This is a genomic window from Roseateles sp. (assembly GCF_047654785.1).
Lineage (GTDB): Bacteria > Pseudomonadota > Gammaproteobacteria > Burkholderiales > Burkholderiaceae_C > Pelomonas.
Genome location: NZ_JASGKQ010000003.1, coordinates 1,384,534 through 1,411,394 on the forward strand (window position 1 = coordinate 1,384,534; position 26,861 = coordinate 1,411,394).

The following is a 26,861-nucleotide window of genomic DNA, read 5'->3' on the forward strand; positions in this document are numbered from 1 at the left end:
ATGGAGCGCCGCCCCTCGATCCCCGCCCGGAAGGCCCGCCGCCTGGCCGGGCTGACGCTGGTGGAAACCCTGGTCGCGGTGCTGGTGCTGGGCGTGCTCGTCGCGGTGGCCGCGCCGTCGATGGCCGACTTCATGGAACGCCGCCGCATCGCCGCCGCTGCGGGCGAGCTGCTCAGCCTGTTCAACTACGCCAAGGCAGAAACCAACGCGCTGGCGGCCAACGGCGAGCTGAACCTGCACCTGGAGCCGGTGCCGGGCGAGCTGACGAGTTGCGCGCGCCTGGCCACCGCCAGCATCGAAGACACCTGCACCTGCACCCGCCCCGCCACCACCGTTTGCCAGGGCGGCAGGAGCTCGCTGGTCCGCGAATTCATCCTGCCGAGGGACACCGGCGTGCGCTTCGACGCCGCCGCCGTCAAGTGGGGGCTGCACGCCTGCCTGATCACCTTCTACCGCAGCGGCAAGAGCGGGTTGCCGGAAGGCCCGGTGGTGACGGTGACCGGCGAGCGCACCGGCGCCCGGCTCCGGGTGGAATACAACAACGTCGGTCGGGTGCGGATCTGCGCGCCGGACGGCTTCAGCGGCTACCCCGTCTGCGACCAACCCGAGCCGCGTGGCACATGCAGCTGATCCGGCCGTCCCGTCCGCGCCAGCGGGGCCTGGGCCTCGTCGAACTCATGGTGGGCATCACCGTGGGGTTGATCGTGGCGGCGGCGGCCTCGCTGATCGCCGTCAACCAGATCAACGAGCACCGGCGCCTGATGCTGGAAACCCAGATCCAGCAGGATCTGCGCACCGCCTCGGACCTGATCCAGCAGGACTTCCGCCGCGCCGGCTTCCGCGGCAATGCGGAGAACGGCGTCTGGGCACCGCCGCCGGTGACGGACGGCATCGCCAAGCCCGCCACGCCCAATCTGTACGCCCCGTTCACGGTCAGCAGCACCACGGACGGCCGCACCGTGTCCTATGCCTATGCCCGGCGGGACGCGGCGACGAACGCCTACAACGTCCAGCCCACGCCCACCGGCAACGAGCAGTTCGGCGTGAAATGGGACCGGAGCGCCGAGACGCTCTACGTCCAGCTGGGCCTCAAGGCCGACGGCCAGCCGAACTGGCAACCCATCACCGACCCGGAGGTGCTGCTGATCAAGGACTTCACGGTGGACGTCGACACGACATCGCTGAGCCTCGGCGGCTTCTGCGACAAGGCCTGCGGCGGCACGGGCCAGCCCGTCTGCCCGGTGCAGAAAATCCGCAAGGTCAGCTTCACCATCGTCGGCGTCGCCAGGCACGATGCCAATGTGCGGCGCACGCTGTCGGGCGTCGAGCGCATCCGGGCCGACGACATCTCCGGGACCTGCCCGCCATGACGCGCCACGCCTCATCGCCGGCCACGGCGCGCCAGCGGGGCGCGGCGACGCTGATCATCGTCATGGTGCTGTTCCTCGTGATGGCGCTGCTGGCGGCCTACGCCAGCCGCAGCCTGCTGTTCGAGCAGCGCATCGCCTCCAGCTATGCGCGCGCCAGCCTGGCCCAGGAAGCGGCCGAGGGCGGCATCGAATGGACGCTCGCCCAGCTCAACGGCCCGCCGATCGACGGCGCCTGCGTCCCGAAGGACGCGGGCGGGCAGCGCTTCATGGACAAATACCTGCAGCTCGACGTCGCGGACCGGACCTTCCAGCTGAACAAGATCGTCCGGTCGGTCATGGTGGACTGCCAACGCAGCCCGGACGGTACGGGCTGGGCCTGCCAGTGCCCCGAGCTAGAGGAGCGGACGGAGCCGGCCGCGGCCGCCGGCGACGACATCACGCCCAGCTTCGGCGTCATTCTGGACACCGGGCCGCGCAACGGCACGCTGCGGGTCAAGGTGCTGGGCTGCACCGCCAGCGTCGTGGACCGCTGCGTCGGCGTGAGCAACGCGGCGCAGCGCAGCAAGGCCCAGCTGGCGCTCAGCACGCTCGACTCGCTGGTCGCCCTGGTCGGCGCCGTGCGCACGCCGCCGGCCACGCCGCTCACCGTCAAGGGCGACCTGACGATGACCGGCACCGGCCTGGGGCTGCACAACACGGACGCGCGCTCCGCCGGCACGCTGCTGGCCATCGGCGGCACGTGGACGGGCATGAACGACGAGCGCATGGAAGGCGTGCCCGGGACGGCGCTCAGCGAGCTGCGCGTGCAGGGCGACCCGGCGCTGCGGGACGCGCCGGCGGGCGACGACGTCTTCAAGATGTTCATGGGCATGACCGGCGCGCACTACCGGCACCACCCCGCGCTGCGGGAGGTGACCTGTGCCGGCGACTGCTCGGAAGCGCTCGCCAAGGCCTATGCGGCGGGCCAGCGCATGCTGTGGGTGAACGGCGCGCTGCAGATCAGCAGCAACACGGTCATCGGCAGCGTGGACGATCCGGTGCTCATCGTCGCCCAGGACATCGTGCTCGGCGGCCCGTTCCAGATCAACGGCATGCTGGTGGCGCAGGGCAACCTGACATGGACCAACTCGACCGCCCAGCCCTCGCAGGTGTCCGGCATGGTGCTGGTGACCGGCAGCATGAGCACCCACGGCGCGATGGACATCAGCTACCAGCAGGCCGTGGCCGACCGGCTGCGCAACGGCGTCGGCAGCTTCGTGCGGGTGCCGGGCGGCTGGCAGGACGGGATCTGACCCCATGAAGCCCTCGCAGCGTCCCCTCATCCAGCCGCGCCGCCGCGCGCGCGGCGTGACGCTGATCGAAGCGCTGGTCGCGCTGATGGTGATGTCCTTCGGCATGGTGGCGCTCGTCAGCCTGATGGTGAACCTGCGCCATGGCGGCGATGTCGCCAAGCAGCGCAGCGAAGCGATGCGGCTGGCGCAGCAGGAACTGGCGGCGCTGCGCGCCTTCCCCTACGTGGACAAGCCGGACGACGCGCCGGCCGGCACCATCGACTACGACGACGGCCTGAAGGCCGCCGCCGCACGGACCCCGAGCCTGAGCGACACCAACGCGACCTTCTCCGTGCTGCGCGAGGTGCAGCCCTTCATCAAGGACGCGGACGACCCGCAGGCACGCACGGTGTCGGTCACCGTCAGCTGGAAAGACCGCGCCGACACCGAGGAGCGACTGAAGCTCCACACCGTCGTCTCCCGCACCGACCCGGTGTTCTCCGGCGCGCTCGGCATCGCGCCGCCGGTCAACGGCGTCCGCACGCCCTCCGGCCGCAACCCCGCGATCCCGGCCACGGCGAAAGACCTCGGCGACGGCCGCAGCGCCTTCCGACCGCCCGGCGGCGGCACGGCCGTCTGGGTGTTCGACAACGCCAGCGGCACCATCACCGGCAAGTGCGAGATCGACATCAACACCCCCGTGTCCTCGCTGACGCCGGAGAGCGTCGAGACCTGCCGGAACAACACGGTGGGCTACCTGCTCAGCGGCACCATCCGCTTCTCCAGCACCAACCCGGCCGACCCGAAGGCGCCCGAGGCGGCGGCGCGGCCCTTGTCGCTCACCGTGTCGCTGTCGGCCAGCGAGTTCAAGAAGCAGCGCGGCAACACCTGGGAGCTGCTGCCCGGCAGGGAGTACCCGGCCGGGCTCACGCCCACCTGCTTCAGCGACGCGCCGTCCTCGGCGGGCAGCGGCCAGCCCTTCGTCAACTACCACTGCATCATCTACCCGAACGCCCAGTCGCCGCGCAACTGGTGGGGGCAGGTGCTGCTGTCGGGGCTGGACCTCGGCACCCGGCCCTCGCAGTTCCAGGTCTGCCGCTACAGCGCCGACTACAACGGCAACGGCTACACCTACGTCCTCATCAGCGCCGCCGAAGGCAAGTTCAAGATCGACAACGAGGAGCACCCCGAGGTCTACCGCGGCGTCAGCCGGTCGCTGGCGCGGCAGAACTTCCTCGTCGTGCGCGGCGACGTCGGCTGCCCGACCGCGCCGCCGGCCGACCCGGCGAACGGCATCTTCGTCGACTACTCGACCGTCCGGCTCCAGTGATGAACCGGTGCTGACGGCGGCGCTGGCTAGACTGGCCGGATGCCTCCCGCCGCCGCCCCTCCCCTCGACCTCCCCCACGCGCTGCAGCAGGCGCTCGCGCTCGCCGAACAGGCCATCGGGCTGACCGACCCCAACCCGCGCGTCGGCTGCGTGCTGCTGTCGCCCGCCGGGCAGCTGCTCGGCAGCGGCCACACGCAGGCCGCCGGCCAGGCCCATGCCGAGGTGATGGCGCTGCGCGACGCCGCCGCCCGCGGCCACGACCTGCGCGGCGCCACCGCCGTCGTCACGCTGGAGCCCTGCTCCCACCATGGCCGCACGCCGCCCTGCTGCGACGCGCTGGTCGCCGCCGGCATCGCCCGCGTCGTCGTCGCCGTGCAGGACCCCAACCCCCAAGTCGCCGGCCAGGGCCTGGCGCGGCTGCGGGCGGCCGGCCTGCAGGTCGAGCTGGCGGCCCCGGCCGTGGCCGACGCCGCGCGGGAGCTGAACATCGGCTTCTTCTCCCGCATGCAGCGCGGCCGGCCCTTCGTGCGGCTGAAGTCCGCCATCTCGCTGGACGGCCGCACCGCGCTGCCCGACGGCCGCAGCCAGTGGATCACCGGCGAGGCGGCGCGCGCCGACGGCCACGCCTGGCGCCGCCGCGCCGGGGCCGTGCTGACCGGCATCGGCACCGTGCTGGCCGACGACCCGCGCATGGACGTGCGCCTCGTGCCCACCTCGAAGCAGCCGCTGCGCCTCGTGCTCGACCCGCGCGGGCGCCTGCCGGCGGCGGCCCGCATCCTGCAGCCGCCCGGCGAGGCGCGCGTCATCGGCCCCGGCCGCGCGGACCTGCCCGCGCTGCTGGCCGAGCTGGGCGCGCAAGGCGTCAACGAGCTGCACGTCGAAGCCGGGCCGGTGCTGTCAGGCGCCTTCCTGGCCGCCGGCCTGGTCGACGAACTGCTGGTCTACCAGGCGCCGCTGCTGGTCGGCGAAGGCCGGCCGCTGGCCGCGCTGCCGCCGCTGGCCGCCCTGGGCGACGCCCCGCGCTGGCGCCTCGTGGAGGCCACCGCCGTCGGCGCCGATCTGCGCCTGCGGCTGCGTCCGACCTAGGGTCGCCACCTACAATCGCCGGCTATGCCCATCTCCCCCATTCCTGAGCTGGTGGCCGAGCTGGCCGCGGGCCGCATGGTCATCCTCGTCGACGAGGAAGACCGCGAGAACGAGGGCGATCTCGTCCTCGCCGCCGACCTCGTCACCCCCGAGGCCATCAACTTCATGGCCCGCTACGGCCGCGGCCTGATCTGCCTGACGCTGCCGCGCGAGCACTGCGAGCGCCTGCAGCTGCCGCCGATGACGCGCCGCAACGGCACCCAGCACGGCACCGCCTTCACCGTCTCCATCGAGGCCGCCACCGGCGTCACCACCGGCATCTCCGCCGCCGACCGCGCCCGCACCGTGCAGGCCGCCGTCGCACCCGGCGCCCAGGCCGGCGACCTGGTCCAGCCCGGCCACATCTTCCCGCTGCAGGCGCAGGACGGCGGCGTGCTGATGCGCGCCGGTCATACCGAGGCCGGCTGCGACCTGGCGCGCATGGCCGGCCTGTCGGCCACCTCCGTGATCTGCGAGGTCATGAAGGACGACGGCACCATGGCCCGGCTGCCGGACCTGGAGCTGTTCGCCCGGGAGCACGGCCTGAAGATCGGCACCATCGCCGACCTGATCGAATACCGCAGCCGCCACGAAAGCCTGATCCAGCGCGCCGCCGAGCGCCGGCTGAACACCGCGCAGGGCGAGTTCGACTGCCAGGTCTTCACCGACCGCACCGGCGGCGTCCACCTGGCGCTCAGCCAGGGCCGCTGGACGCCCGAGGACGAGGTGCTGGTGCGCGTGCACGAGCCGCTGTCCGTGCTGGACCTGCTGGAAGCCGGCGCCTGCGGCCACTCCTGGGGCCTGCCCGCCGCGCTGGCGGCCCTGCAGGCCAGTCCGGCCGGCGTCGCCGTGCTGCTGAACTGCGGCGAGGACGCCGCCGGCGTGCTCGCCCGCGTGCAGGCCGGCGCCGCCGCGCCCGCGCCGGCCCCGAGCAAGGGCGCCATGGACCTGCGCACCTACGGCGTCGGCGCGCAGATCCTGAAGGCGCTCGGCGTCCACCGCATGCGGCTGCTGGGCAGCCCGCGCCGCATGCCCAGCATGACGGGCTACGGTCTGGAAGTGACCGGCTTCGTCGCCCCCCCATCCGCCGACACCCAAGACTGAGGCCCGCGATGCAGCATTCCGACCCCGGCCAGGCCAGCTTCGAAGGCGCGCTCGACGGCAGCGCGCTGAGCATTGCCATCGTCCAGGCGCGCTTCAACGACGCCATCACCTCCGCGCTGGCCAGCGCCTGCCTGGCCGAGCTGTCCGTCCTCGGCGTGCCGGCCGAGGCCATCCGCCACGTCACCGTGCCCGGCGCGCTGGAGGTGCCGCTGGCGCTGCAGGCGCTGGCCGAGCGCGGCGGCTTCGACGCGCTGATCGCGCTGGGCTGCGTCATCCGCGGCGAGACCTACCACTTCGAGCTGGTCGCCAACGAGAGCGGCGCCGCCGTCACCCGCGTCGGGCTGGACCACGGCCTCCCGATCGCCAACGCCATCCTGACCGTCGAGAACGAGACCCAGGCCTGGGCCCGGGCCGAGCCCAAGGGCCGCGACGCCGCGCGCGTGGCGGTCGAAATGGCCAACCTGCTGAAAGACATCGAGTGAACGCACCGACCGCCCCCAAAACGGCCGTCAAAGCGGCCGCCAAGACGGCCGCCCGCCCCGGCCAGCCCGCCGCCGGCAGGAAGGCGCCGGCCAAGTCCGCCCGCCGCCGCTCGCGCGAGGCCGCGCTGCAAGGCCTCTACCAGTGGCTGCTGACCGGCGAGGACATCGGCGCCATCGTCGCGCTGGGCCGCGAGCAGGAGGGCTACGCCAAGCTCGACCTGAAGCACTACGACGCGCTGCTGGCCGGCTGTGTGCAGGAGGCCGCCGACCTGGACGCCATCCTCGCCCGCCACGTGGACCGCAAGACCACCGAGCTGTCGCCCATCGAGCACGCCATCCTGATGATCGGCGCCTACGAGCTCAAGCACTGCATCGACATCCCGTACAAGGTCGCCATCAACGAGGCGGTCGAACTGGCCAAGGCCTTCGGCGGCACGGACGGCCACAAATACGTCAACGGCGTGCTGGACCGCGCCGCGGGCGACCTGCGCCCGGTCGAGGTCGCCGCCAGGCGCTGAAGACGCCGATGAAGCTGGCCGCCCGGCTCGACCGCATCGAGCCCTTCTACGTGATGGAGCTGGCCAAGGCGGCGGAGCGCGCCGCCGCCGGCCCGCTGTGCGACCCGGCCCGCGGCGGCCGGCGCATGATCCGGCTGAACATCGGCGAGCCGGATTTCGGCGCCGCGCCCGCCGTCCGCGACGCGCTGGCCCGCGTCGCGCAGGGCCCCACGCCCTACACCGACGCGCTGGGCCTGCCGGCGCTGCGCGAGGCGCTCTCGCGCTGGTACGGCGAGCGCTTCGGCCTGGACGTCGCGCCGCAGCGCATCGCCATCACGGCCGGCGCCTCGGCGGCGCTGCAGCTCGCCTGCCTGGCCCTGTTCGAGCGCGGCGACGAGGTGCTGCTGCCCGACCCCTGCTACCCCTGCAACCGCCACTTCGTCGCCGCCGCCGACGCCACGCCGCGCCTGCTGCCGACCGACGCGGCCGGGCGCTTCCAGCTCTCGCCCGCGCAGGTCCGCGACGCCTGGACGCCGGCCACGCGCGGCGTGCTGCTGGCCTCGCCCGGCAACCCCACCGGCACCTCCATCGCGCCCGAGGCGCTGCGCGAGACCGCCGGCCTGGTGCGCGAGCGCGGCGGCGCGCTAGTGGTGGACGAGATCTACCTGCCGCTGAGCTACGACGCCCGCTTCGGCGGCACGGCGCTGGCGCTGGGCGACGACATCCTCTCCGTCAACAGCTTCTCCAAGTACTTTGGCATGACCGGCTGGCGGCTGGGCTGGCTGGTGCTGCCGCCGGCGCTGGTGCCGGCCATCGAGCGGCTGGCGCAGAACCTCTACATCTGCCCGTCCACGCCGTCGCAGCGGGCGGCGCTGGCCTGCTTCGAGCCGGCGTCCATCGCCGAGTTCGAGCGCCGCCGCGCGCTGCTGAAGCAGCGCCGCGACTTCATCGTGCCGGCCTTGGACGAACTGGGCCTGACGGTGCCGGTCGCGCCGGACGGCGCGTTCTACGCCTGGATGGACGTGAGCCGCCACCGCACCGACTCCTGGGCCTTCGCCCACGAGTTGCTGGAGTGCGCCCAGGTGGCGCTGACGCCGGGGCGCGACTTCGGCCTGGCCGATCCGCGGCGCTGGATGCGGTTGTCGTTCGCGTCGTCGATGGCGGATCTCGAAGAGGCGGTGCGCCGGCTGCGCGAGGTGCTCGGATGAGCCCCTTCCGCTTTCCCGTGCGGGTGTACTGGGAGGACACCGATGCCGGCGGCATCGTCTTCTACGCCAACTACCTGAAGTTCTTCGAGCGCGCCCGCACCGAATGGCTGCGCGCGGCCGGCGTCGAGCAGCACGCGCTGCGCGAGGCGACCGGCGCGATCTTCGTCGTCGCCGCCACCCAGCTGCGCTACCTCGCGCCGGCCCGGCTCGACGACCTGCTGACCGTCACCGTCGAGCCCGAGCCCGCCGGCCGCGCCAGCCTCGTCGTGCGCCAGCGCGCGCTGCGCGGCGACACGCTGCTGGCCGAGGGCGAGATCCGCATCGGCTGCGTGCGCGCGCACGACCTGAAACCCCAACGCCTGCCGGACGCGGTCGTCGCGGCAATCACCTCCGCATGAACCAAGACCTCTCCATCGTTTCCCTGATCCTGCACGCGAGCTTCGCGGTGCAGCTCGTCATCGCCGGCCTGCTGCTGGTGTCGCTGGCGAGCTGGAGCGTCATCTTCGGCAAGCTCATCGGCCTCGGCCAGGTCAAGCGCCGCAACGACGCCTTCGAGGCCGAGTTCTGGAGCGGCAAGAACCTCAACGAGCTCTACCAGGCCGTCGGCAACCGCGCCGACGGCGCGCCGCTGGAGCGCATCTTCGCGTCCGGCATGCGCGAGTTCATGAAGCTGCGCGAGAAGCGCGTCACCGACTCCGGCGCGCTGCTGGACGGCGCCCGCCGCGCGATGCGCGCCAGCTTCCAGCGCGAACTGGACGCGATGGAGAGCAACCTCTCCTTCCTCGCGTCGGTGGGCTCCGTGTCGCCCTACGTCGGGCTGTTCGGCACCATCTGGGGGATCATGCACGCCTTCGTCGGCCTGTCCAACCTGCAGCAGGTCACGCTGGCCACCGTGGCCCCGGGCATCGCCGAGGCGCTGGTGGCCACGGCCATCGGCCTGTTCGCCGCGATTCCCGCCGTGCTGGCCTACAACCGCTTCGCGCGCCAGATCGACCGCAGCGCGATCACGCTGGAGACCTTCATCGAGGAGTTCTCCAACATCCTGCAACGCAACGCGACGCAACACTGAGGTCATGGTGCCCCCACGCTCACTTCGTTCCCTGCCCCCCGAGGGGGCGCATCAGCGCCTTCGGGCGGCCGGGCGCCGCTGATGGCCGCCGTCTCCGCCCGTGGCGGCCGCCGGCGCCGCACGATGAACGAGATCAACATGGTGCCGTTCATCGACGTGATGCTGGTGCTGCTCATCATCTTCATGGTCAGCGCGCCGCTGATCACGACCGGCCTGGTGGACCTGCCCAGCGTGGGCAAAAACCGCCAGCAGCCCCAGCACGTGATCCAGGTCATCGTCGGTAGCGACGAGAAGCTCAAGATCAAGCTCGACCAACTGGAGCCCGAGGCCATCCCCGCCAACCGGCTGGCCGAGCGCGTCAAGAAGGCCCAGGGCGACGACGCGGCCAACCCGGTCGTCATCTCCGCCGACAAGAACGTCAAGTACGAAGCCGTCGTGCAGGTCATGGACCTGCTGCAGCGCGCCGGCATCCAGCGCGTCGGCCTGGCCGTGAAGAGCGGCGCCGCGTCGAACTGATGTCCGCCGCCACGCTGCGCCCCCCGGAGGCCGCCGGCATCGGCCGCGGCCTCGTGCTGGCGCTGCTCGCCCACGGCCTGCTGATCCTGGCGCTCAGCTACGGCCTGAACTGGCGCAGCGACGCCTCGCCCGCCTTCGAGGCCGAGCTGTGGTCCGCCGTGCCGCAGGTGGCCGCGCCGCGCGAACAGGCGCCGCCAGAGCCGGAGCCCGAGGCGCCCCGGCCCGAGCCCAAGGCCCCGCCGCGCGCCGCCGCCGAGGCCGAGGCCGCCGAACAGCGCGAGGCGGAGATCGCCGTCGCCAAGGCCAAAAAGGCCAAGGCCGAGCAGGCGCGCCGGGATGCGCTGGAACGCGAAAAGGAAGCCAAGGAAGAAGCCAAGGAGAAGGCCGCCAAGGAAAAGGCGCAGCAGGAAAAGGCCGAGAAGCAGGAGCAGGACCGCAAGAAGAAGGCCAAGGAGGCGAAGGAAGCCAAGGACGCCGAGGCCCGCCGCGAAGCGCTGCGCCAGGAGAACCTGCGCCGCCTGATGGGCATGGCCGGCGCCACCGGCGCGCCGGGCGCCACCGGCACGGCCAAGCAGAACGCCGCGCCGTCGGCCGGCTATGCCGGCCGGATCAAGGCCAAGATCCGCCCGCTCATCATCTACGCCGACGACGGCGGCGCCAACCCGACCGCCGAGGTGCAGGTGACGCTCAGCCCCGACGGCCTCATCCTGGGCAGCAAGGTGCTCAAGGCCAGCGGCGACGGCGAATGGGACCGCGCGGTGCTGCGCGCCATCGAGAAGGCCGAGCGCCTGCCGCGCGACGTGGACGGCCGCGTGCCGCCGGTGCTGGTGATCAGCTTCCGCCCGCGCGAGTGACCGGAGGGCCCGCCGGGCTGCCTAGAATGCGCGCCCAGGAGATGGCATGCCTCCTCGAACCGCCTGGCCCCAGGCTGATGATGCCTACGTACCCCGTTCCCGGGGATGCGTAGGCGCGCGTCCCCGGCACTGACCCCGAGGACCGCCACCATGCCCCAGCTTCCCCGCCTGTCCCTGCTCCGCCACGTCGCGCGCTGGCTGCTGCTCGCCAGCCTCGTCGCCGTGCTCGCCGGCAGCGCGTCCGCGCTGTTCCTGATCGCGCTGGACCGGGCCACCGCGCTGCGCGAGGCGCAGCGCTGGCTGATCTGGGGGCTGCCGGCGGCGGGCTTCTGCGTCGGCTGGGTCTACCTGAAGCTGGGTCGCGAGGTCGAAGGCGGCAACAACCTGCTGATCGACGAGATCCACGACCCCAAGCGGGTGGTGCCGCTGCGCATGGCGCCGCTGATCCTGGCGAGCACCGTGGGCTCGCACCTGTTCGGCGCCTCGGTGGGGCGGGAAGGCACGGCCGTGCAGATGGGCGGCGCGCTGGCCGACCAGCTGACCCGGCTGTTCCGGCTGCAGGCCGAGGACCGGCGCGTGCTGCTGATGGCCGGCATCAGCGCCGGCTTCGCGTCGGTATTCGGCACGCCGCTGGCCGGGGCGCTGTTCGGGCTGGAGGTGCTGGTCGTCGGCCGGCTGCGCCATGACGCGTTGCTGCCCTGCCTGGTCGCCGCCGTCGTCGCCGACCGGGTGACGGCCGCCTGGGGCGTCCACCACGCCCACTACGCGGCCGGCGCGCTGCCGGCGATGGCCCCCTGGCCGCTGCTGGCGGTGCTGCTGGCCGCCATCGCCTTCGGCCTCGCCGGCCGGGTGTTCGCCGGGCTGACGCATGCCGGCCAGGCGCTGATGAAGCGCCACATCGCCTACGCGCCGCTGCGGCCGCTGCTGGGCGGCGCGGTGATCGCCGCGGTCGTCTGGGGCAGCGATGCCTGGCGCTACGCGGGCCTGGGCCTGCCCACGCTGGCCGAGGCCTTCCAGCAGCCGCTGCCGCCGTGGGACTTCGCGGCCAAGCTGCTGCTGACGGTCGCGTCGCTGGCCAGCGGCTTCAAGGGCGGCGAGGTGACGCCGCTGTTCTTCATCGGCGCCACGCTGGGCAATGCGCTGGCGCCGCTGCTGGGCCTGCCGCTGCCGATGCTGGCGGCGCTGGGCTTCGTCGCCGTGTTCGCCGGAGCGGCCAACACGCCGCTGGCCTGCACGCTGATGGCGATGGAGCTGTTCGGCGCCGAGATCGGCGTCTACGCCGGCCTGGCCTGCGTCGTCAGCTACCTCGGCTCCGGCCACACCGGCATCTACCACGCCCAGCGCGCGGGCCACGCCAAGCCACGCCACCGGCCCGACGACGGCGCCGGACCGGGCTGAGCCCCTCAGCCCCGGGCCGCCAGCAGCCAGGCGTGCCGCAGCGCGGCCTGCAGCCAGGCGCCGAAGTCGAAGCCCCCGGGCTCGGCCGCCGCCAGCGCGGCGGCCAGGCTGTCGCCGCGCAGCAGCGCCGCGACGAAGGCCGCGTCGCCCGCCGGCAGCGCCTGCCACCGCGCGCGCCAGCCCTCGCGCCAGACCAGCACGCTGCCGTCCACCAGCGCGACGCCGGGCCGCAGGTCCAGCTGCAGCCGCTCCGGCGGCGTGCCGGCCAGCAGCTGCAGCGAGTCGGCGTCCAGCACCGCGTCGACGGCGCGCTCGGCGCGGGACAGCGCCCAGTCGCGCCGCGCCAGGTGCGGCAGGCCGCTGGCCTCGCCCGCGTGCCGCGCGAGGAAGCCGGCCAGCTCGCCGCCCCACTCGCCCAGGTCGCCGCGCACCGGCGGGTGCTCGCGCCAGAAGCGCCAGGCCATCGCGGCGAACGCCTCGTCGCCGAGTTCGGCCGCCACGCTGGCGAAGCCCTCGCGCAACGCGCGCGCGGCCAGCGTGCGGGCGTTGCGGCGGTAGGCCGCGAGCCCGGCGCCTGTACCGGCCCCGGCGACGCCGGCCGGCGCCGCACCGCCGTGCCGGATCGCCGCCAGCAGCGCCTGCTGCTGCTCAGCCAGGCTCATGGGCGCATCCTTCGGCTTGCAGTGCCCGCGCCCGCGCCGCCTCGTCCAGCAGCAGCTCCAGCGCCGGCAGGTCGTTGTCCCACTCGACCAGCGTGGGCAGCGGCCCCAGGTGCGTGAGCGCGGCGCGGTAGGCCTGCCAGACCTCGTCGCGCACGCGGCTGCCGTGGTCGTCGATGACGAGGCCGCCGCATTCGCCGTGGCCGGCCAGGTGGATCTCGCCGACGCTGCCGGGGCGGATCGCGCCGACCCAGCGCGCCGCCTCGCGCGCCGCGCCGGCCGGCGTGCAGCCGGCGTTGCGCGCGTTGACGACCAGGTTGTTCACGTCCAGCAGCAACTGGCAGCCGCTGCGCCGCGTCAGCTCGTTGAAGAACTCGGGCTCGGCCATCGTGTCGCCGGACCACCCCAGGTAGGCGCTGATGTTCTCCACCAGCAGCGGCCGCCGCAGCCGCTCCTGCACCTGCTGCACATGGCGCAGCAGCAGCGCGAGCGATTCGTCGGTGAAGGGAATGGGCAGCAGGTCGGCCGCGTGCCCGCCGGCGCCGACGCGCGCGAAGCAGGCGTGGTCGGACACCCAGCGCGGCTGCACCCGCGCCGCCAGCCGCGCCAGCCGGTCCAGGTGCCAGCCGTCCAGCCCGGCGGCCGAGCCCAGCCCCAGGCCCACGCCGTGCAGGCTGACCGGGTAGGCGGCGCGGCCGGCGTCCAGCACGGCCAGCGCGGCGCCGCCGTCGGCGAAGAAGTTCTCCGAGTGGACCTCGATGAAGTCCAGCGCCGGGCGCTGCCGCAGCAGCGCCTCGTGGTGCGGCGTGCGCCAGCCGATGCCGACGCAGGGGGCCGGCGCCGCCATCGCGGCGCGCCTACTGCCGGGCCGGCGGCGTGGTCTTGCCGCCCTGCTTCTCGCAGCTGCCCTTGGGCACGTACTTCCATTCGTCGGGATCGTTGTCGACCTTGGCCTCGCCCGCGCAGGCGTGCGAGCCGCTGGCGCTGCCGCAGTCGTTCTGGCCGGCCTTGGCGATGCCGTAGCACTTCTCCCGGGCGGCCTTGTCGCTGGCCTGGGCCTGGGCGACCAAGCCGAGCGCGAGGGCGGCGGCCAGCGCCGAGGACACGAGGGCGGGGTTCTTCATGGGCGGGTTCTCCAGGGAGGGGATGGAAAGCGCGATTCTCAACGCACTCAACTCACCGGCGCGCCGTCGTCGGGCCGGCCGGCCGGCGCCTCGCCGCCCGACAGCGCGATCCGGACCGCCAGCCGCACCGCGTCGACCTGCGCGGCCAGGCCCATGCTGGGCACGCAGGGCTGCGTGGCCGCGGCCTGCTCGGGCAGCGCCGGCAGGTGGATGAAGCCGCTGGGCACGCCGCGGCCGGCGAGCCGGTGCTGCAGCTCGAAGAACACCTGGTTGCACACGAAGGCGCCGGCGCTCAGCGACAGCCCGGCCGGGTGGCCGGCCGCGCGCAGGCCGTCGCGCAGCGCCTTGACGGGCAGGGTCGAGAAATAGGCCGCCGGGGCGCCGGGGCGCACCGGCTGGTCCAGCGGGCGCACGCCGTCGTTGTCGGGGATGCGCGCGTCGATCAGGTTCACGGCCACCCGCTCGATGGAGACCTCGCTGCGGCCGCTGGCCTGGCCGAGCGCGATGACCAGGCCGGGCCGCAGCGCCGCCAGCGCGTCGGCCAGCGCCTGCGGCGCGCCGGCGAAGCGGGTGGGCAGCCGGCGCGCGTGGACGGTGGCGCCGCCGAGCGCCTCGCCGTGCAGCGCGCGCGCCACCTCCCAGGACGGGTTGACGGCCGGGCCGTGCAGCGGGTCGCCGAAGGGCTCGAAGCCGGTGAGCAGGATGTTCATGGCCGGCATTGTCCCGAAGCCGGGGCCGCCGGGCGTGCCATCTGCCGCATCTGCCGGGCCTGGCGGGGGCTGTTCGGGCCGGTGCGGCCGGCTGCCGGCTCCCATAATCGTCCGCACCCCGAACGCGCGCGATCCTAAATCCGGCAGTTGACCGCTTGCCATTCATCGAAGCCCTGATGTTTCAACACCTTGTCGCCCAGGCGGAGATCACCACGTCGGTGGACACCGCTGCATGCCCGCTGGTCCGGCGCTGCGGGCCGCTGGCGGCGTTGCTCCTCCTCGCGGGCATGAGCCCGCAGCGTCTTCGCGCCTTGCCAGCAACCCGCCTCGCCAGCCCCTCGGGCATGCCCAACTGCCGGATTTAGGATGACCGAACTCTCCCTGTCCCCGCTCCAGCCCGCTGGCGACGCCGAGGCGCCCGCCGCCGCGCAGGGCTTCCTCTGGCCCTGCCCGCCCTACGCCGCCTACCCGCAGCCGCAACCGCAGGCCGGCCCCGAGGCCTGCGAGATCCTCGGCCTGAACAACAGCCGCAGCGCCGGCCAGCTGCTGGCGCTGGACACCGCGGAGCGCATCGCGCGCATCAACGTGCCGCCGGCGCGCAACAGCATGCCGCTGAAGTTCAGCCAGTTCCGCGCCATCAAGCTGATGCGCGCGGTGACGGTGCCGCCGCGCGGCGACGGCGACACGCCGCTGAGCCTGGACCGGCGCCCGCGCACCGAGTTCCGCATCGTCTTCACCGGCGGCGACGAGCTCAAGGGCATCACCATCGGCCACCAGCAGGACCCGGCGGGCCTGTTCCTGTTTCCGCCGCTGTCCGAGAGCGACGACTCGGTGCGCCGCGTGTTCGTGCCGCGCGAGGTGCTGGCGCACTTCGAGATCGGCGAGCGCATCGGCGACCTGCTGCTCAAGGAGCGGGCCGTCACGCCGGAGCAGCTGGCGGCCGCCGCCGTCGAGCAGGCCGGGCTGCGCCACCGGCGCGTCGGCGACATCCTCGTCGAGCGGCAGATCGTCACCGCCGAGCAGCTGCTGCAGGCCATCGAGCAGCAGGCGCGCATGCCGATGGTGCGCATCGGCGAGGCGCTGCTGGCGCTGGACCTGGTGTCGCAGCAGCAGCTGGACCAGGCGCTGGTGCAGCAGCGCGAGGACCGCTCCGTGCCGCTGGGCGAGCTGCTGGTGCGCCGCGGCGCGATCACCCGGGCGCAGCTGCAGTCGGCGCTGGCGCGCAAGATGGGCTATCCCATCGTCGACGTGGACCGCTTCGCCATCGAGCCCGACGCGGTGCGCAAGCTGCCCCAGGCCGTGGCCCGGCGGCTGGAGGTGCTGCCGCTGGTGCTGCGCGACGGCCGGCTGGTCGTCGCGATGGAAGACCCGACGCGGCGCGACGCGCTCGACGAGGTGGAATTCATCACCCAGCTCAAGATCGTGCCCACGCTGACCAAGCTGGGCACGCTGCAGTTCGCGATCCCGAGCGTGTTCGACCGCCTCGGCGGCGAGGCCCCGGCGCACCGCACCAGCTCGCTGCCCGACCTGACGCCCGACTTCGTGCTGGAAAGCTCCAACAAGCTCATCGAGAGCCTGGAGCGCGACAGCAGCGAGCGCGCCGCCAAGGACGAGGAGCCCGCCATCGAGCAGAGCGACAACTCGCTGGTGCGGCTCATCAACAGCATGATCATCGAGGCCAGCGGCCAGGGCGTGTCCGACATCCACATCGAGACCTACCCCGGCAAGGAGAAGCTCAAGATCCGCTTCCGCCGCGACGGCGTGCTGCAGCCCTACCTGGAGCTGCCGCACACCTACCGCAACGCGATGATCGCCCGCATCAAGATCATGTGCGACCTCGACATCTCCGAGCGCCGCAAGCCGCAGGACGGCAAGATCAACTTCGCCAAGTTCTCGCCCCAGCACCGGCTGGAGCTGCGCGTGGCGACCATCCCGACCAACAACAACCTCGAGGACGTGGTGATGCGCCTGCTGGCCAGCAGCAAGCCCATCCCGCTGGCGCGCATCGGCCTGTCGCCGCCCAACCTGGCCGCGCTGCAGGCGGCCGTGGCGCGGCCCTACGGCATGGTGCTGTGCGTCGGCCCCACGGGCTCCGGCAAGACCACCACGCTGCACTCGGCGCTGGCCCACATCAACACGCCGGACCGCAAGATCTGGACCGCCGAGGACCCGGTGGAGATCACCCAGGCCGGGCTGCGGCAGGTGCAGGTCAACCCGCGCATCGACTGGACCTTCGCCAAGGCGCTGCGCGCCTTCCTGCGCGCGGACCCGGACGTCATCATGGTCGGCGAGATCCGCGACCAGGAGACCGCCGAGATCGCCGTCGAGGCCTCGCTGACCGGCCACCTGGTGCTGTCCACGCTGCACACCAACAGCGCGCCCGAGACCATCACGCGGCTGCTGGACATGGGCATGGACCCGTTCAACTTCGCCGACTCGCTGCTGGCCGTGCTGGCGCAGCGGCTGGTGCGGCGCAGCTGCACGGCCTGCCAGACCCGCGAGCCCCTGGCCGAGGCCGAGCTGGGCGAGCTGCTGGACGACTACCTGCACGTCTTCCCCGCCGACGCGCGGCCGGGCCGGCTGGCGCTGACGGCGGAATGGATCGCGCAGCACGGCCAGGACGGCCGGCTGATGAAATACCACAGCCCCGGCTGCCCCGCCTGCGGCGGCACCGGCTTCAAGGGCCGCGCCGGCCTGCACGAGCTGCTGTCGGTGTCCAAGGGCCTGCGCCGGCTGATCCAGACCGGCGCCCGCGCCGAGGAGATCCAGCACGCCGCGCTGGCCGAGGGCATGCGCTCGCTGCGCCAGGACGGCATCGTCAAGGTGCTGCAGGGCATCACCACCCTCCCCGAAGTCCACGCGACCAGCAACCAGTAAACAACCCACCCCTGCCCGCCCATGAGCGAACCCTCCCGCGACACCGGCACCGCGCCGCGCCCCCGGCTGCGGCTGGGCGACGTGCTCGTCGAGCAGCAGCTGATCTCGGCCGAGCAGCTGGCGCAGGCGCTGGAGCTGCAGCGCGCCACCGGCAAGAAGCTGGGCCGCATCCTCATCGAGGCGCACCTGCTGACCGAGGAGGCGCTGGCCCACGTGCTGGCGCGCCAGCTGCGCGTGCCCTTCGTCAACCTGAAGACCTTCCCGCTCAAGACCGAGCTGGTGCGCCTGCTGCCCGAGACGCCCGCGCGGCGCTTCCGCGCACTGGTGCTGGAGGAGCGCGGCGACACGCTGCTGGTGGCGATGGCCGACCCGCTGGACCTGTTCGGCTTCGACGAGCTGGCCAAGATCCTCAAGCGCCGGCTGGCGATGGCCGTCGTCGCCGACAGCCAGCTCGCCGCCGTCTACGACCGGCACTACCGCCGCAGCGACGAGATCTCCGGCCTGGCCAAGGCGCTGGAGAAGGACCTCGGCGACGCGGTGGACTTCGGCGCACTGCAGGCCAGCGTGGGCCAGGAAGGCGCGCCGGTCGTGCGGCTGCTGCAGAGCGTGTTCGAGGACGCCACGCGGGCCGGCGCGTCGGACGTGCACATCGAGCCGCAGGAAGGCGAGCTGCTGATCCGCAACCGCGTGGACGGCCTGCTGCAGACGCTCACCCAGGCCGACAAGCGCATCGCCCCCGCGCTGGCCCAGCGGCTCAAGCTGATGGCCGGCCTGGACATCTCCGAGAAGCGGCTGCCGCAGGACGGCCGCTTCTCGCTGCGCCTGTCGGACCGCACGCTGGACGTGCGCCTGTCCACCATGCCCAGCCAGTACGGCGAATCGGTGGTCATGCGGCTGCTGGGCCAGGGCTCGGCGCTGCGCCGGCTGGGCGAGCTGGGCATGCCCGGCGACATGCTGCAGCGCTTCCGCGAGCTGCTGGGGCGCGACGCCGGGATGATCCTCGTCACCGGCCCCACCGGCTCCGGCAAGACCTCGACGCTGTACGCGGCGCTGGCCGAGCTGGACGCCGGGCAGCAGAAGATCATCACCGTGGAAGACCCGGTCGAGTACCGGCTGCCCGGGCTGACCCAGGTGCAGGTGAACGACCGCATCGAGCTGGACTTCGCCCGCGTGCTGCGCGCCGCGCTGCGCCAGGACCCGGACGTCATCCTGGTCGGCGAGATGCGCGACGCCGAGACCGCCGAGATCGGCCTGCGCGCGGCCATCACCGGCCATTTGCTGCTGTCCACGCTGCACACGCGGGACACCGTGTCCACGCCGTTCCGGCTGCTGGACATGGGCGCGCCGCCGTTCATGGTGGCCACCTCGCTGCAGGCCGTGCTGGCGCAGCGGCTGCTGCGCGGCGTCTGCCCGCACTGCGCCGAGCCGCACCCGGCCACGCCGCAGGAGCAGGCCTGGGTCAACGAAGTGCTGGCGCGCAACGGCGAGCCGCCCGGCCCGGTGCCCAGCCTGCGCGGCCAGGGCTGCGCCGAGTGCAACGGCACCGGCTACCAGGGCCGGCGCGGCGTCTACGAGATGCTGGAGCTGGACCCGGACATGGCGCTGGCCATCCAGCGCAGCGATGCCGGCGCCTTCCTGGCGGCCGCGCGCCAGGCGCTGAAGGGCCGCACGCTGGCCGACCGCAGCCTGGCCCTGGTGCGCGAGGGCAGGACCTCGCTGGCCGAGGCGGTGCGCATCAGCGTGGATGCGGAATGATGGCGCCCCTCGCCCAGTCCCGCGCCGCTGAACGCGGGCTTGTCTGGTCGGTCTTGCAGACCGCGCAGCGGGCCAGCCCGCTGCCCTTCGGCAGGCACAGCGAGCCCACTGGGCTCACCGTGTCCGGCCTCCGCCCCCGAGGGGACGGCGATGCGTGCGGCATTGAGCCGCACGCACATCGCCCGCGTGCCGGCTTGGGGCGGCCCGGCGCTCGGCACGCGGCCTCAAAGCATCAAAGGCGCCCGACATGAACTTCGCCTTCAAGGGCCGCGACGGCCGCGGCGAGCGGGTCGAGGGCCTCGTCGACGCGGCCAGCAGCGACGCGGTGGCCGCGCAGCTGATGGCCGGCGGCGTCACGCCCGTCAGCATCGAGCCGGCCGGCGCGGCCGCCGGCCCGGCCGAGGGCGGCGGCTGGCTGAAGGCGCTGCTCGCCCGGCCTGTCACGCAGGAAGACGCGCTGGTGCTGACGCGCCAGCTCTACACGCTGCAGAAGGCCGGCGTGCCCCTGCTGCGCTCGCTCGCGGGGCTGGAGGCGTCCACCACGCACCCCGGCGTCATCGCGCTGCTGCAGGACGTGCGCGCCAGCCTGGACCAGGGCCGCGAGCTGGCCGCCGCGTTCGCCCGCCACCCGGCCGTGTTCGGCGGCTTCTACGTCGCGATGACGCGCGTCGGCGAGCTCACCGGCCAGCTCACCGAGGTGTTCCGCCGGCTGTCGCAGCACCTGGAGTCCGAGCTGGACCTGCGCGCCCGCATCCGCCATGCGCTGCGCTACCCGGCCATGGTCCTCATCGCGATGGGGCTGGCGCTGGTCGTCATCAACCTGTTCGTGCTGCCCAAGTTCGCCGAGGTCTTCGCGCACTTCAAGAGCGAGCTGCCGCTGATGACGCGCGTGCTGCTCGGCTTCTCGTCCTGGACGGTGGCCTGGTGGCCGCTGCTGGTGGCCGGCGCCATCGGCGCCGCGCTGGCCTGGCGCCACCGCATCGCCACGCCGGCCGGCCGCTACGCCTGGGACCGCCTCAAGCTGCGCCTGCCCATCGCCGGTCCCATCGTCCGCAAGGCCACGCTGGCCCGCTTCGCGCGCAGCTTCGCGCTGGCCAGCAGCTCGGGCGTGCCGATCAGCCAGACCATGACCGTGGTGGCGCAGACCGTGGACAACGCCTACATCGGCGCACGCATCGAGCAGATGCGCGACGGCGTGGAGCGCGGCGAGAGCCTGTCGCGCTGCGCCACCGCCAGCGGCGTGTTCACGCCCATCGTGCTGCAGATGATCGCGGTCGGCGAGGAGACCGGCGAGCTGGACACGCTGATGAACGAAATCGCGCAGATGTACGAGCGCGAGACCGACTACGCCATCAAGGGCCTGTCCGCCGCCATCGAGCCGCTGCTGCTGGCCGTCATCGGCGCGCTGGTGCTGGTGCTGGCGCTGGGCGTGTTCATGCCGCTGTGGAGCCTGGGCCAGGCCGCCATGGGACGCTGAGCGCCCGTAAACAACTGTGAAGCCTGCAACGCTTGGCCGCCCGGCCTGGGACGCGCAGCCGGCGCCCGTGCGCTTTTCACGCCAGGCGCCGCGCGCCGGGGCCGATAGTCCCGGCATCCCGGACCACAGCGCAGCGAGCGCAGGAAGGCACCCCATGAACCAATCCCGCCAAGCCGGCTTCACCCTCATCGAGCTGGTGATGGTCATCGTCATCCTCGGCGTGCTGGCGGCCGTCGCGCTGCCCAAGTTCGTCAACGTCGACGACGACGCCAAGCTGGCCGCCGTCAACGGCGTGGCCGGCGCGCTCAGCTCGGCCTCGGCCATCAACTTCGCCAGCCGCAAGGCCAAGGGCGAGACCGGCACCGCCACCACCAACAAGACCATCCCCATCGCCAACTGCACCGACGTGGCCGGCGCGCTGCAGGGCGGCCTGCCCACGGGCTACACCATCACCGCCGCCGCCATCGCCGCCGACGTGACCAAGACCGACTGCGCCGTCAGCGCCCACGGCAAGTCGGCCAACTTCACCGCCACCGGCATCAACTGACGCATGCCACGCGCGTCGCGTGGCTTCACGCTGGTCGAGCTGGTCCTCGTCATCGTCATCATGGCCGCGCTGGCGGTGTTCGCGCTGCCCCAGGTGCTGGACACGACGCTGTGGCGGCTGCGCGCCTTCGGCGACGAGCTGCAGTCCCGCCACCAGGCCCTGCAGCGGCTGGCGCTGCAGCAGCGCCGCCCCATCGTCGCCACCTTCACCGGCACCGGCGTCAGCTGGGCCTACGCGGCCGGCGGCGAACTCGGCAGCCTGCCCTGCCCCGCCGCCGAATCGCCCTGCATCGCCGAGGGCGGCAGCCGCAGCGTCACCTTCAACAGCGCCAACAGCGGCGCGACGGCCACCGGCAGCGGCACCGACCTCACCGTCACCGTGGCCGCCGGCAGCTACAGCCAGGCCTACCGCGTGGTGGCGGATACGGGCCTGATCCACCCCCTTCCTTGAGGCTTTCGCGCCGCCCTCCCGGACTAGCATGGCCCGCATGCCCCACCCCCGCCAGGCACGCGGCTTCACGCTGATCGAGCTGCTGCTGTTCATCGCCGTCGTCGGCATCGCGCTGGCGGCCATGCTGCGCGTGTTCGTCACCGCGACGCTGGCCGGCGCCGACCCGCTGATCCGCCGCCAGCAGCTGGCCATCGCCGAGTCGCTGCTGCGCGAGGTGCAGCTGATGCCCTTCACCGCCTGCGACCCGGACGACGAGCAGGCCGAGACCGGCAGCTGCGCCAGCCTGCCCGAGGCCCCCGGCCCCGAGGCCGGCGAGAGCCGCTACGGCCCGGCCTATTTCGACAACGTCAACGACTACGCCGGCTTCTCGATGGCCGGCATCCGCGACCCGGGCGGCGCCGCCGTGCCCGGCCTGGCCGGCTACACGGCCAGCATCGCCGTCGCCGCCGCCGCGCTGGACTCGCTGCCCGCGGCCGAGGCGCTGCAGATCACCGTCACCGTCACCGGCCCCGACGGCAGCCCGCTGGTGCTGCAGGGCTGGCGAACCCGCCATGCGCCGAACGCCACGTCCTGAGCACGGCTTCACGCTGATCGAGGCGGTGCTGGCGATCGCCGCCACCGGCGTGGTCGCCGCCATGGTGGCGCAGTTCATCGTGCCGGCCACCAGCGCCTATTTCGCCACCGGCGCGCGCGCCCGGCTGGGCGACGAGGCCGACGCCGCGCTGCGCCGCATCGGCCGCGACCTGGCCGGCGCGCTGCCCAACAGCGCCCGCGTCAGCGGCCGCAGCCTGGAGCTGATCCCGGCCAGCGGCGCGGCGCGCTACGCGGTGGCCGGCGGCGACCCGCTGCGCTTCGGCGAGGCGGACACCGGCTTCGACATCGTCGGCCCGCCGCTGCGCCTGGCCGCGGCCGGCCAGCGCCTGGCCTGGTACAACCTCGGCCCCGGCGTGCCCGACGCCGACGCCTACACCGGCGCCAACGTGCGCGTCGCGTCCAACCCGGCCGGCCCGGCCAGCCACCTGGACATCGGCGGCGCCGCGCTGCCCAACGCGCTGCAGGCGCCGCCCTACCGCGTCTACGCCATCGAGCCGCCCGTCACCTACCGCTGCGACCTGGCCGCCGGCACGCTGACCCGCCACACCGGCTACGGCTTCCACGCCAGCCAGCCCGACCCGCCCAGCGGCGGCCGCGCGGCCGTGCTGGCGCGGCACGTCAGCGGCTGCAGCTTCGGCTACGACCCGTCCGGCCCCTCGGCCCGCCACGCCCTCGTGACGCTGCACCTGCAGCTCGGCACGCCGGGCGAGGTCGGCGAAACCGTGTCGCTCTACCACGCCGTCCACGTGGACAACCTCCCCTAGCCCATGCGCACCCGCGGCTTCACGATGATGTCCATGCTGTTCATCCTGGTGGTGCTGGCCGCGCTGGGCACGGCGCTGGCCGCGCTGAGCCAGCGCCAGCAGCTGGGTTCGGCCGGCGAGCTGGCGGCCGCGCGGGCCTACCAGGCCGCGTTCGCCGGCCTGGAATGGGGCAGCCACCAGCTGCTGCGCGCGCCCGGGCAGCCGGCCTGCTTCGCCACGCGCAGCTTCACGCTGCCCGGCCAGCTCGCCGACTTCACCGTCACCGTGCGCTGCACCCGCACGCCGGCCAGCGGCACGCTCAGCGACGACGGCGCCACGCTGGCCTTCTACGAGCTGCTGGCCACCGCCTGCAACCTGGCCGCCGCCGGCGCCTGCCCCAACGCCGGCACGGACCAGCCCACCTACACCGAGCGGCAGCTGAGCCGCACGCTGGGCAAGTGATGCGCCACTTCATCCTCATCATCCACCTGGGCTGCCTGCTGCCGGCCCTGCTGCTGCCGCTGCGCGCCGCGGCCACGGCCTACGTGCTGCCGGGCAACCTGCCCCCCGGCTGCACGGCCAACGGCGCCAGCTACAGCTGCCCCAGCCTGACGCTGGCCTACGGCGACACGCTGGCCGTCAACGCACCCAGGCCGGCCACGCTCACCATCAACGGCGACTTCGCCACCAGCAACGGGCTGATCAACCAGGGCGGCAGCACGGGCGACCTGAAGCTCGTCGTCACCGGCCAGCTGTCGCTGGGCCACAAGACCCGCATCACCGGCAACATCAGTGCCTACAGCGTCCACGCGGTGGACGACGTCAACAACGTCGGCATCGGCGCCATCGCCATCACCGGCAGCGTGGCCGCCACGGGCGGCAACCTCTCGCTGGGCGACCAGACCACCGTCAGCGGCAGCGTCACGGCCGCCGGCAGCGGCAGCATCGTCACCGGCCGCGGCGGCCAGATCGGCGGCAACGTCTCGGGCGGCTCGGGCCTCGTCACCATCAGCCGCAACGGCAGCGTGTCCGGCAACGTGACCGGCAACGGCGGCATCACCGTGGGGCAGGAGGCCACCGTGTTCGGCAACCTCGCCGCCGGCACCAGCGCCGTCACCCTCGACTTCCGCGCCCGGGTGGCCGGCAGCCTCACGACCACCCACACCATCTCGCTGGGCCAGGAGTCCCGCGTGGACGGTCCCATCAGCGGCGGCTCGGGCAACGTCACGGTGGGCTACGGCGCCCGGGTCGCCGGCTCGCTGACGACCGGCAACGGCAGCATCAGCTTCGAGCAGAGCGCCACCGCGCTGTCCTGCGTGCAGTCCACCGGCACCGGCAGCATCACGCTGGGCTACCAGAGCAAGGTCGACAGCGTCTGCTGCGGCGGCAGCTGCGGCAGCGCCTGCGTGGCCAACAACTCCACCTACGCGACGCCGCCGCCCTGCAACGGCGGCATCCCCGCCAGCTTCGCGTTCTCCGGCACCGGCAGCGCCTCCACCTGCAGCCCGCAGGCGCTGACCATCACCGCCCGCGACGCCAACGGCAACACGCTGACCACCTACGCCGGCACGATGCGCCTGAGCACCAGCACCGGCACCGGCACCTGGACGGCCGGCAGCGGCCCGGCGCCGGCCGGCAGCCTGGTGCCCGGCCCGGCCAACAGCGGCAAGGCCAGCTACACCTTCGCGGCGGCGGACCTCGGCGTCGTCCGGCTGCGGCTGGCCCACGGCCTGGCGCAGAACCTCACCGTGACGGCCGTGGACAGCGCCTCCGGCGCCAGCAGCAGCACCTCGGCCGTGATCGGCTACCGCGACAACGCCTTCCGCTGGGCCGACGACCTGGACGACCGCATCGCCGGCTCCTTCGTCGCCGTGGCCGGGCGCCCGCACGACCTGCGGGTCGAGCTGATGCGCAAGGACCCGTCCACCGGCGTCTGCGGCGTGGCCAGCGACTACGCCGGCAGCCGCGCCGTCAAGCTCTGGCGCAGCGACAGCGGCGGCCCCTGGACGCCGCCGACCGTCGCCGGATCCGGTGCCGCCGTGCCGGCCGGCCGGCCGGCCGCCAACAACCTGACGCTGGCCTTCACCGCCGGCATCGCCCGCTTCGACCTCGCCACCAGCGACGTCGGCCGCTACGCGCTCAACCTCGAGGACGACTCGCTGAGCAAGGCCGCCACCGCCGTCAGCGGCAGCAGCCCGGACCTGAGCGTGCGCCCGTTCACGCTGGCCGTCACCGGCCTGGCGCTGGCCGGCACCGCCAACCCCGGCGGCAGCGCACCGGCGGACGCCGTCTTCGGCGCGGCCGGCGCGCCCTTCTCGGCCACGGTCACCGCCTACCGCTGGGCCAGCGGCGCCGACGCCGACGACGACGGCCTGCCCGACCCCGGCAGCACGCTGGCCCAGGTGTCCGCGGGCGGCGCCGCCCCGGGCTTCGGCAGCGCCGTCACGCTGGCGCCGGTGGCCGGCGCGCAGACGCCGGCCGGCGGCACGCTGGGCGCGCTGGCCAACAACGTCGTCGGCGGCTTCAGCGGCGGCGCCGCGACCACCGGCACGCTGGCCTATGCCGAGGTCGGCAGCTTCCTGCTGAAGACCCAGGCCGTCGTCGCCAACTACCTCGGCAGCGCCGGCCTGAACCTGGATGCGCTCGTCTTCAACGCCGCCGGCAGCCCGCAGCCGCGCGTCGGCCGCTTCGTGCCGGCCGGCTTCGCGCTCAGCGGCGGCGGCGTCACGCACCGGGTGGACCAGGCCTGCCCCAGCCCGTCCGCCTTCACCTACCTCGGCGAGCGCTTCCGGCTGGGCTTCACGCTCACCGCCCGCAACGCGGCCGGCGCGACGACGCGCAACTACAGCGGCGATTTCGCCCGGCTGGACCTGGCCGCACCGGCCCAGTTCAAGCTGGCCGGCATCGCCGGCAGCGAGGTCTTCAACGCCGGCAACGGCCGGCTGGCCGCCAGCGCCAGCAGCGGCAGCTGGTCGGCCGGCGTGGCCAGCGGCGTCACGCTGACGGCCCGCGTCACGCGCGCCGCCGCGCCCGCCGGCCCCTACGACACGGCCGCCTTCGGCATCGCGCCGGTGGACCCGGACGGCGTCGCCATGCTGTCGCCCGACCTCGACACCGACAGCCCCGCCAACGGCGCCGACCGCGTCCGGGTGGGAGGCACAATCCCGCTGCGCCACGGGCGGCTGCGCCTCCAGAATGCGATCGGCGCCGCCGGCCGGCCGCTGCACCTGCCGCTCGCCGCGCAGCACTGGGCGGATGGCGCCTACACCACCAACACCTTGGATTCCTGCACCCGCATCCGCGCCAGCGACCTGAGCTTCGGCAACCTGCGCAAGTCGCTCACGGCCGGCGACGCCGCCATGGGCGGCAGCAGCAGCACCGTCGCGCAGGGCATCGGCCGGCTGACGCTCGCGGCCCCGGGCGGCGGCCGCGTCGGCAGCCTGGACGTGGCCATCGCGCTGGACGCCGCCAGCCCGCCCGCCGACGCCTCCTGCCTCAAGACCCCCGGCGGCTGGACGCCCGCGAAGGCCGCCAGCACCGGCGCCGGCCTCGAGGCGCTGCGCGCGCCCTGGTGCGGTTCCACCCCCAGCGACCCGGCCGCCCGCGCCAGCTGGGGCCTCTACCGCGGCGGCGACGGCGTGCTCTACCAACGGGAGAACTATTGATGCGCTGGCCCTGGTCCCCCCGCCGCGGCGCGCAGC

General features: G+C 73.6%; 27 protein-coding genes and 1 riboswitch. Of the genes, 23 read left to right on the forward strand and 4 right to left on the reverse strand.

All coding sequences use genetic code 11. The annotated features are described in order from the left end of the window. From QM788_RS15285 to QM788_RS15350, 14 genes are all read left to right on the forward strand, one after another. The gene (locus tag QM788_RS15285) at positions 1-630 is read left to right on the forward strand and encodes a hypothetical protein (protein ID WP_415662319.1); all 630 of its coding nucleotides are present in this window, start codon (positions 1-3) and stop codon (positions 628-630) included. Continuing rightward, entirely contained in the window at positions 621-1,370 is a 750-nt protein-coding gene (locus tag QM788_RS15290) for a PilW family protein (RefSeq protein WP_415662320.1), read from the forward strand. The genes QM788_RS15285 and QM788_RS15290 overlap by 10 nt, the downstream gene beginning before the upstream one ends. Beyond that, entirely contained in the window at positions 1,367-2,662 is a 1,296-nt protein-coding gene (locus tag QM788_RS15295) for a PilX N-terminal domain-containing pilus assembly protein (RefSeq protein WP_415662321.1), read from the forward strand. Before QM788_RS15290 ends, QM788_RS15295 begins: the two co-directional genes overlap by 4 nt. A gap of 4 nt (positions 2,663-2,666) precedes the next feature. After that, positions 2,667-3,971, forward strand: a complete 1,305-nt coding sequence (locus tag QM788_RS15300) for a type IV pilus modification PilV family protein (RefSeq protein WP_415662322.1) — start codon at positions 2,667-2,669, stop codon at positions 3,969-3,971. 39 nt (positions 3,972-4,010) lie between these two features. Next, the gene (gene ribD, locus QM788_RS15305; protein ID WP_415662323.1) at positions 4,011-5,057 is read left to right on the forward strand and encodes a bifunctional diaminohydroxyphosphoribosylaminopyrimidine deaminase/5-amino-6-(5-phosphoribosylamino)uracil reductase RibD; all 1,047 of its coding nucleotides are present in this window, start codon (positions 4,011-4,013) and stop codon (positions 5,055-5,057) included. 24 nt (positions 5,058-5,081) lie between these two features. Beyond that, positions 5,082-6,200: a bifunctional 3,4-dihydroxy-2-butanone-4-phosphate synthase/GTP cyclohydrolase II gene (gene ribBA, locus QM788_RS15310; RefSeq protein WP_415662324.1), complete on the forward strand. Its 1,119-nt coding sequence runs from the start codon at positions 5,082-5,084 to the stop codon at positions 6,198-6,200. 8 nt (positions 6,201-6,208) lie between these two features. Then, entirely contained in the window at positions 6,209-6,682 is a 474-nt protein-coding gene (gene ribH, locus QM788_RS15315; RefSeq protein WP_415662325.1) for a 6,7-dimethyl-8-ribityllumazine synthase, read from the forward strand. Next, positions 6,679-7,200: a transcription antitermination factor NusB gene (nusB, locus tag QM788_RS15320; RefSeq protein WP_415662326.1), complete on the forward strand. Its 522-nt coding sequence runs from the start codon at positions 6,679-6,681 to the stop codon at positions 7,198-7,200. Before ribH ends, nusB begins: the two co-directional genes overlap by 4 nt. A gap of 8 nt (positions 7,201-7,208) precedes the next feature. Beyond that, entirely contained in the window at positions 7,209-8,387 is a 1,179-nt protein-coding gene (locus QM788_RS15325; RefSeq protein ID WP_415662327.1) for a pyridoxal phosphate-dependent aminotransferase, read from the forward strand. Then, positions 8,384-8,785, forward strand: coding sequence for a tol-pal system-associated acyl-CoA thioesterase (gene ybgC, locus QM788_RS15330; protein WP_415662328.1), 402 nt, complete (start codon positions 8,384-8,386; stop codon positions 8,783-8,785). The genes QM788_RS15325 and ybgC overlap by 4 nt, the downstream gene beginning before the upstream one ends. Beyond that, positions 8,782-9,456 carry a protein TolQ gene (tolQ, locus tag QM788_RS15335; protein WP_415662329.1) on the forward strand — a complete coding sequence of 225 codons (675 nt, stop codon included), beginning with the start codon at positions 8,782-8,784 and terminating at the stop codon, positions 9,454-9,456. Before ybgC ends, tolQ begins: the two co-directional genes overlap by 4 nt. An 81-nt stretch (positions 9,457-9,537) precedes the next feature. Continuing rightward, positions 9,538-9,972: a protein TolR gene (tolR, locus tag QM788_RS15340; RefSeq protein ID WP_415662330.1), complete on the forward strand. Its 435-nt coding sequence runs from the start codon at positions 9,538-9,540 to the stop codon at positions 9,970-9,972. Further along, a complete protein-coding gene (gene tolA, locus QM788_RS15345; RefSeq protein WP_415662331.1) occupies positions 9,972-10,826 on the forward strand; it encodes a cell envelope integrity protein TolA in 855 nt (284 codons plus the stop codon). Before tolR ends, tolA begins: the two co-directional genes overlap by 1 nt. Positions 10,827-10,854: 28 nt before the next feature. Next, positions 10,855-10,920: riboswitch (Fluoride riboswitch) on the forward strand. Positions 10,921-10,976: 56 nt separating this feature from the next. Further along, on the forward strand, positions 10,977-12,224 hold the full coding sequence (locus tag QM788_RS15350; RefSeq protein ID WP_415662332.1) for a voltage-gated chloride channel family protein: 1,248 nt from the start codon (positions 10,977-10,979) through the stop codon (positions 12,222-12,224). A gap of 5 nt (positions 12,225-12,229) precedes the next feature. Here the strand turns inward: QM788_RS15350 and QM788_RS15355 are convergent, their stop codons facing one another. From QM788_RS15355 to pcp, 4 genes are read right to left on the reverse strand one after another with little or no spacing between them, the layout of a single operon-like run. Beyond that, complete coding sequence (locus tag QM788_RS15355) at positions 12,230-12,886, reverse strand: DNA-binding domain-containing protein (protein WP_415662333.1); 657 nt, start codon at positions 12,884-12,886, stop codon at positions 12,230-12,232. Continuing rightward, complete coding sequence (locus QM788_RS15360) at positions 12,873-13,730, reverse strand: DUF692 domain-containing protein (protein WP_415662334.1); 858 nt, start codon at positions 13,728-13,730, stop codon at positions 12,873-12,875. The genes QM788_RS15355 and QM788_RS15360 overlap by 14 nt, the downstream gene beginning before the upstream one ends. A gap of 10 nt (positions 13,731-13,740) precedes the next feature. After that, the gene (locus tag QM788_RS15365; protein WP_415662335.1) at positions 13,741-14,007 is read right to left on the reverse strand and encodes a DUF2282 domain-containing protein; all 267 of its coding nucleotides are present in this window, start codon (positions 14,005-14,007) and stop codon (positions 13,741-13,743) included. 47 nt (positions 14,008-14,054) lie between these two features. Further along, positions 14,055-14,717 carry a pyroglutamyl-peptidase I gene (gene pcp / locus QM788_RS15370; RefSeq protein WP_415662336.1) on the reverse strand — a complete coding sequence of 221 codons (663 nt, stop codon included), beginning with the start codon at positions 14,715-14,717 and terminating at the stop codon, positions 14,055-14,057. A 366-nt stretch (positions 14,718-15,083) separates the two neighbouring features. Here pcp and QM788_RS15375 point away from each other — a divergent pair, with 366 nt between their 5' ends. The 9 genes from QM788_RS15375 to QM788_RS15415 all read left to right on the forward strand — a co-directional run bounded on the left by QM788_RS15375 (position 15,084) and on the right by QM788_RS15415 (position 26,825). Further along, a complete protein-coding gene (locus QM788_RS15375; RefSeq protein WP_415662337.1) occupies positions 15,084-17,594 on the forward strand; it encodes an ATPase, T2SS/T4P/T4SS family in 2,511 nt (836 codons plus the stop codon). 21 nt (positions 17,595-17,615) lie between these two features. Then, positions 17,616-19,349: a GspE/PulE family protein gene (locus QM788_RS15380; RefSeq protein WP_415662338.1), complete on the forward strand. Its 1,734-nt coding sequence runs from the start codon at positions 17,616-17,618 to the stop codon at positions 19,347-19,349. 247 nt (positions 19,350-19,596) lie between these two features. Further along, positions 19,597-20,826, forward strand: coding sequence for a type II secretion system F family protein (locus tag QM788_RS15385; protein WP_415662339.1), 1,230 nt, complete (start codon positions 19,597-19,599; stop codon positions 20,824-20,826). A gap of 154 nt (positions 20,827-20,980) precedes the next feature. Then, complete coding sequence (locus QM788_RS15390; protein WP_415662340.1) at positions 20,981-21,373, forward strand: type II secretion system protein; 393 nt, start codon at positions 20,981-20,983, stop codon at positions 21,371-21,373. A 3-nt stretch (positions 21,374-21,376) separates the two neighbouring features. Beyond that, complete coding sequence (locus QM788_RS15395; protein WP_415662341.1) at positions 21,377-21,823, forward strand: Tfp pilus assembly protein FimT/FimU; 447 nt, start codon at positions 21,377-21,379, stop codon at positions 21,821-21,823. Between the two features lie 37 nt (positions 21,824-21,860). Further along, positions 21,861-22,397 (forward strand): type IV pilus modification PilV family protein, encoded by a 537-nt coding sequence (locus QM788_RS15400; RefSeq protein WP_415662342.1) that lies wholly within the window; start codon positions 21,861-21,863, stop codon positions 22,395-22,397. Further along, complete coding sequence (locus QM788_RS15405) at positions 22,375-23,181, forward strand: type II secretion system protein J (protein WP_415662343.1); 807 nt, start codon at positions 22,375-22,377, stop codon at positions 23,179-23,181. Before QM788_RS15400 ends, QM788_RS15405 begins: the two co-directional genes overlap by 23 nt. 3 nt (positions 23,182-23,184) lie before the next feature. Then, complete coding sequence (locus QM788_RS15410; protein WP_415662344.1) at positions 23,185-23,622, forward strand: agglutinin biogenesis protein MshP; 438 nt, start codon at positions 23,185-23,187, stop codon at positions 23,620-23,622. After that, the gene (locus QM788_RS15415; RefSeq protein WP_415662345.1) at positions 23,622-26,825 is read left to right on the forward strand and encodes a DUF6701 domain-containing protein; all 3,204 of its coding nucleotides are present in this window, start codon (positions 23,622-23,624) and stop codon (positions 26,823-26,825) included. The genes QM788_RS15410 and QM788_RS15415 overlap by 1 nt, the downstream gene beginning before the upstream one ends. The last annotated feature ends 36 nt before the right edge of the window (positions 26,826-26,861 follow it).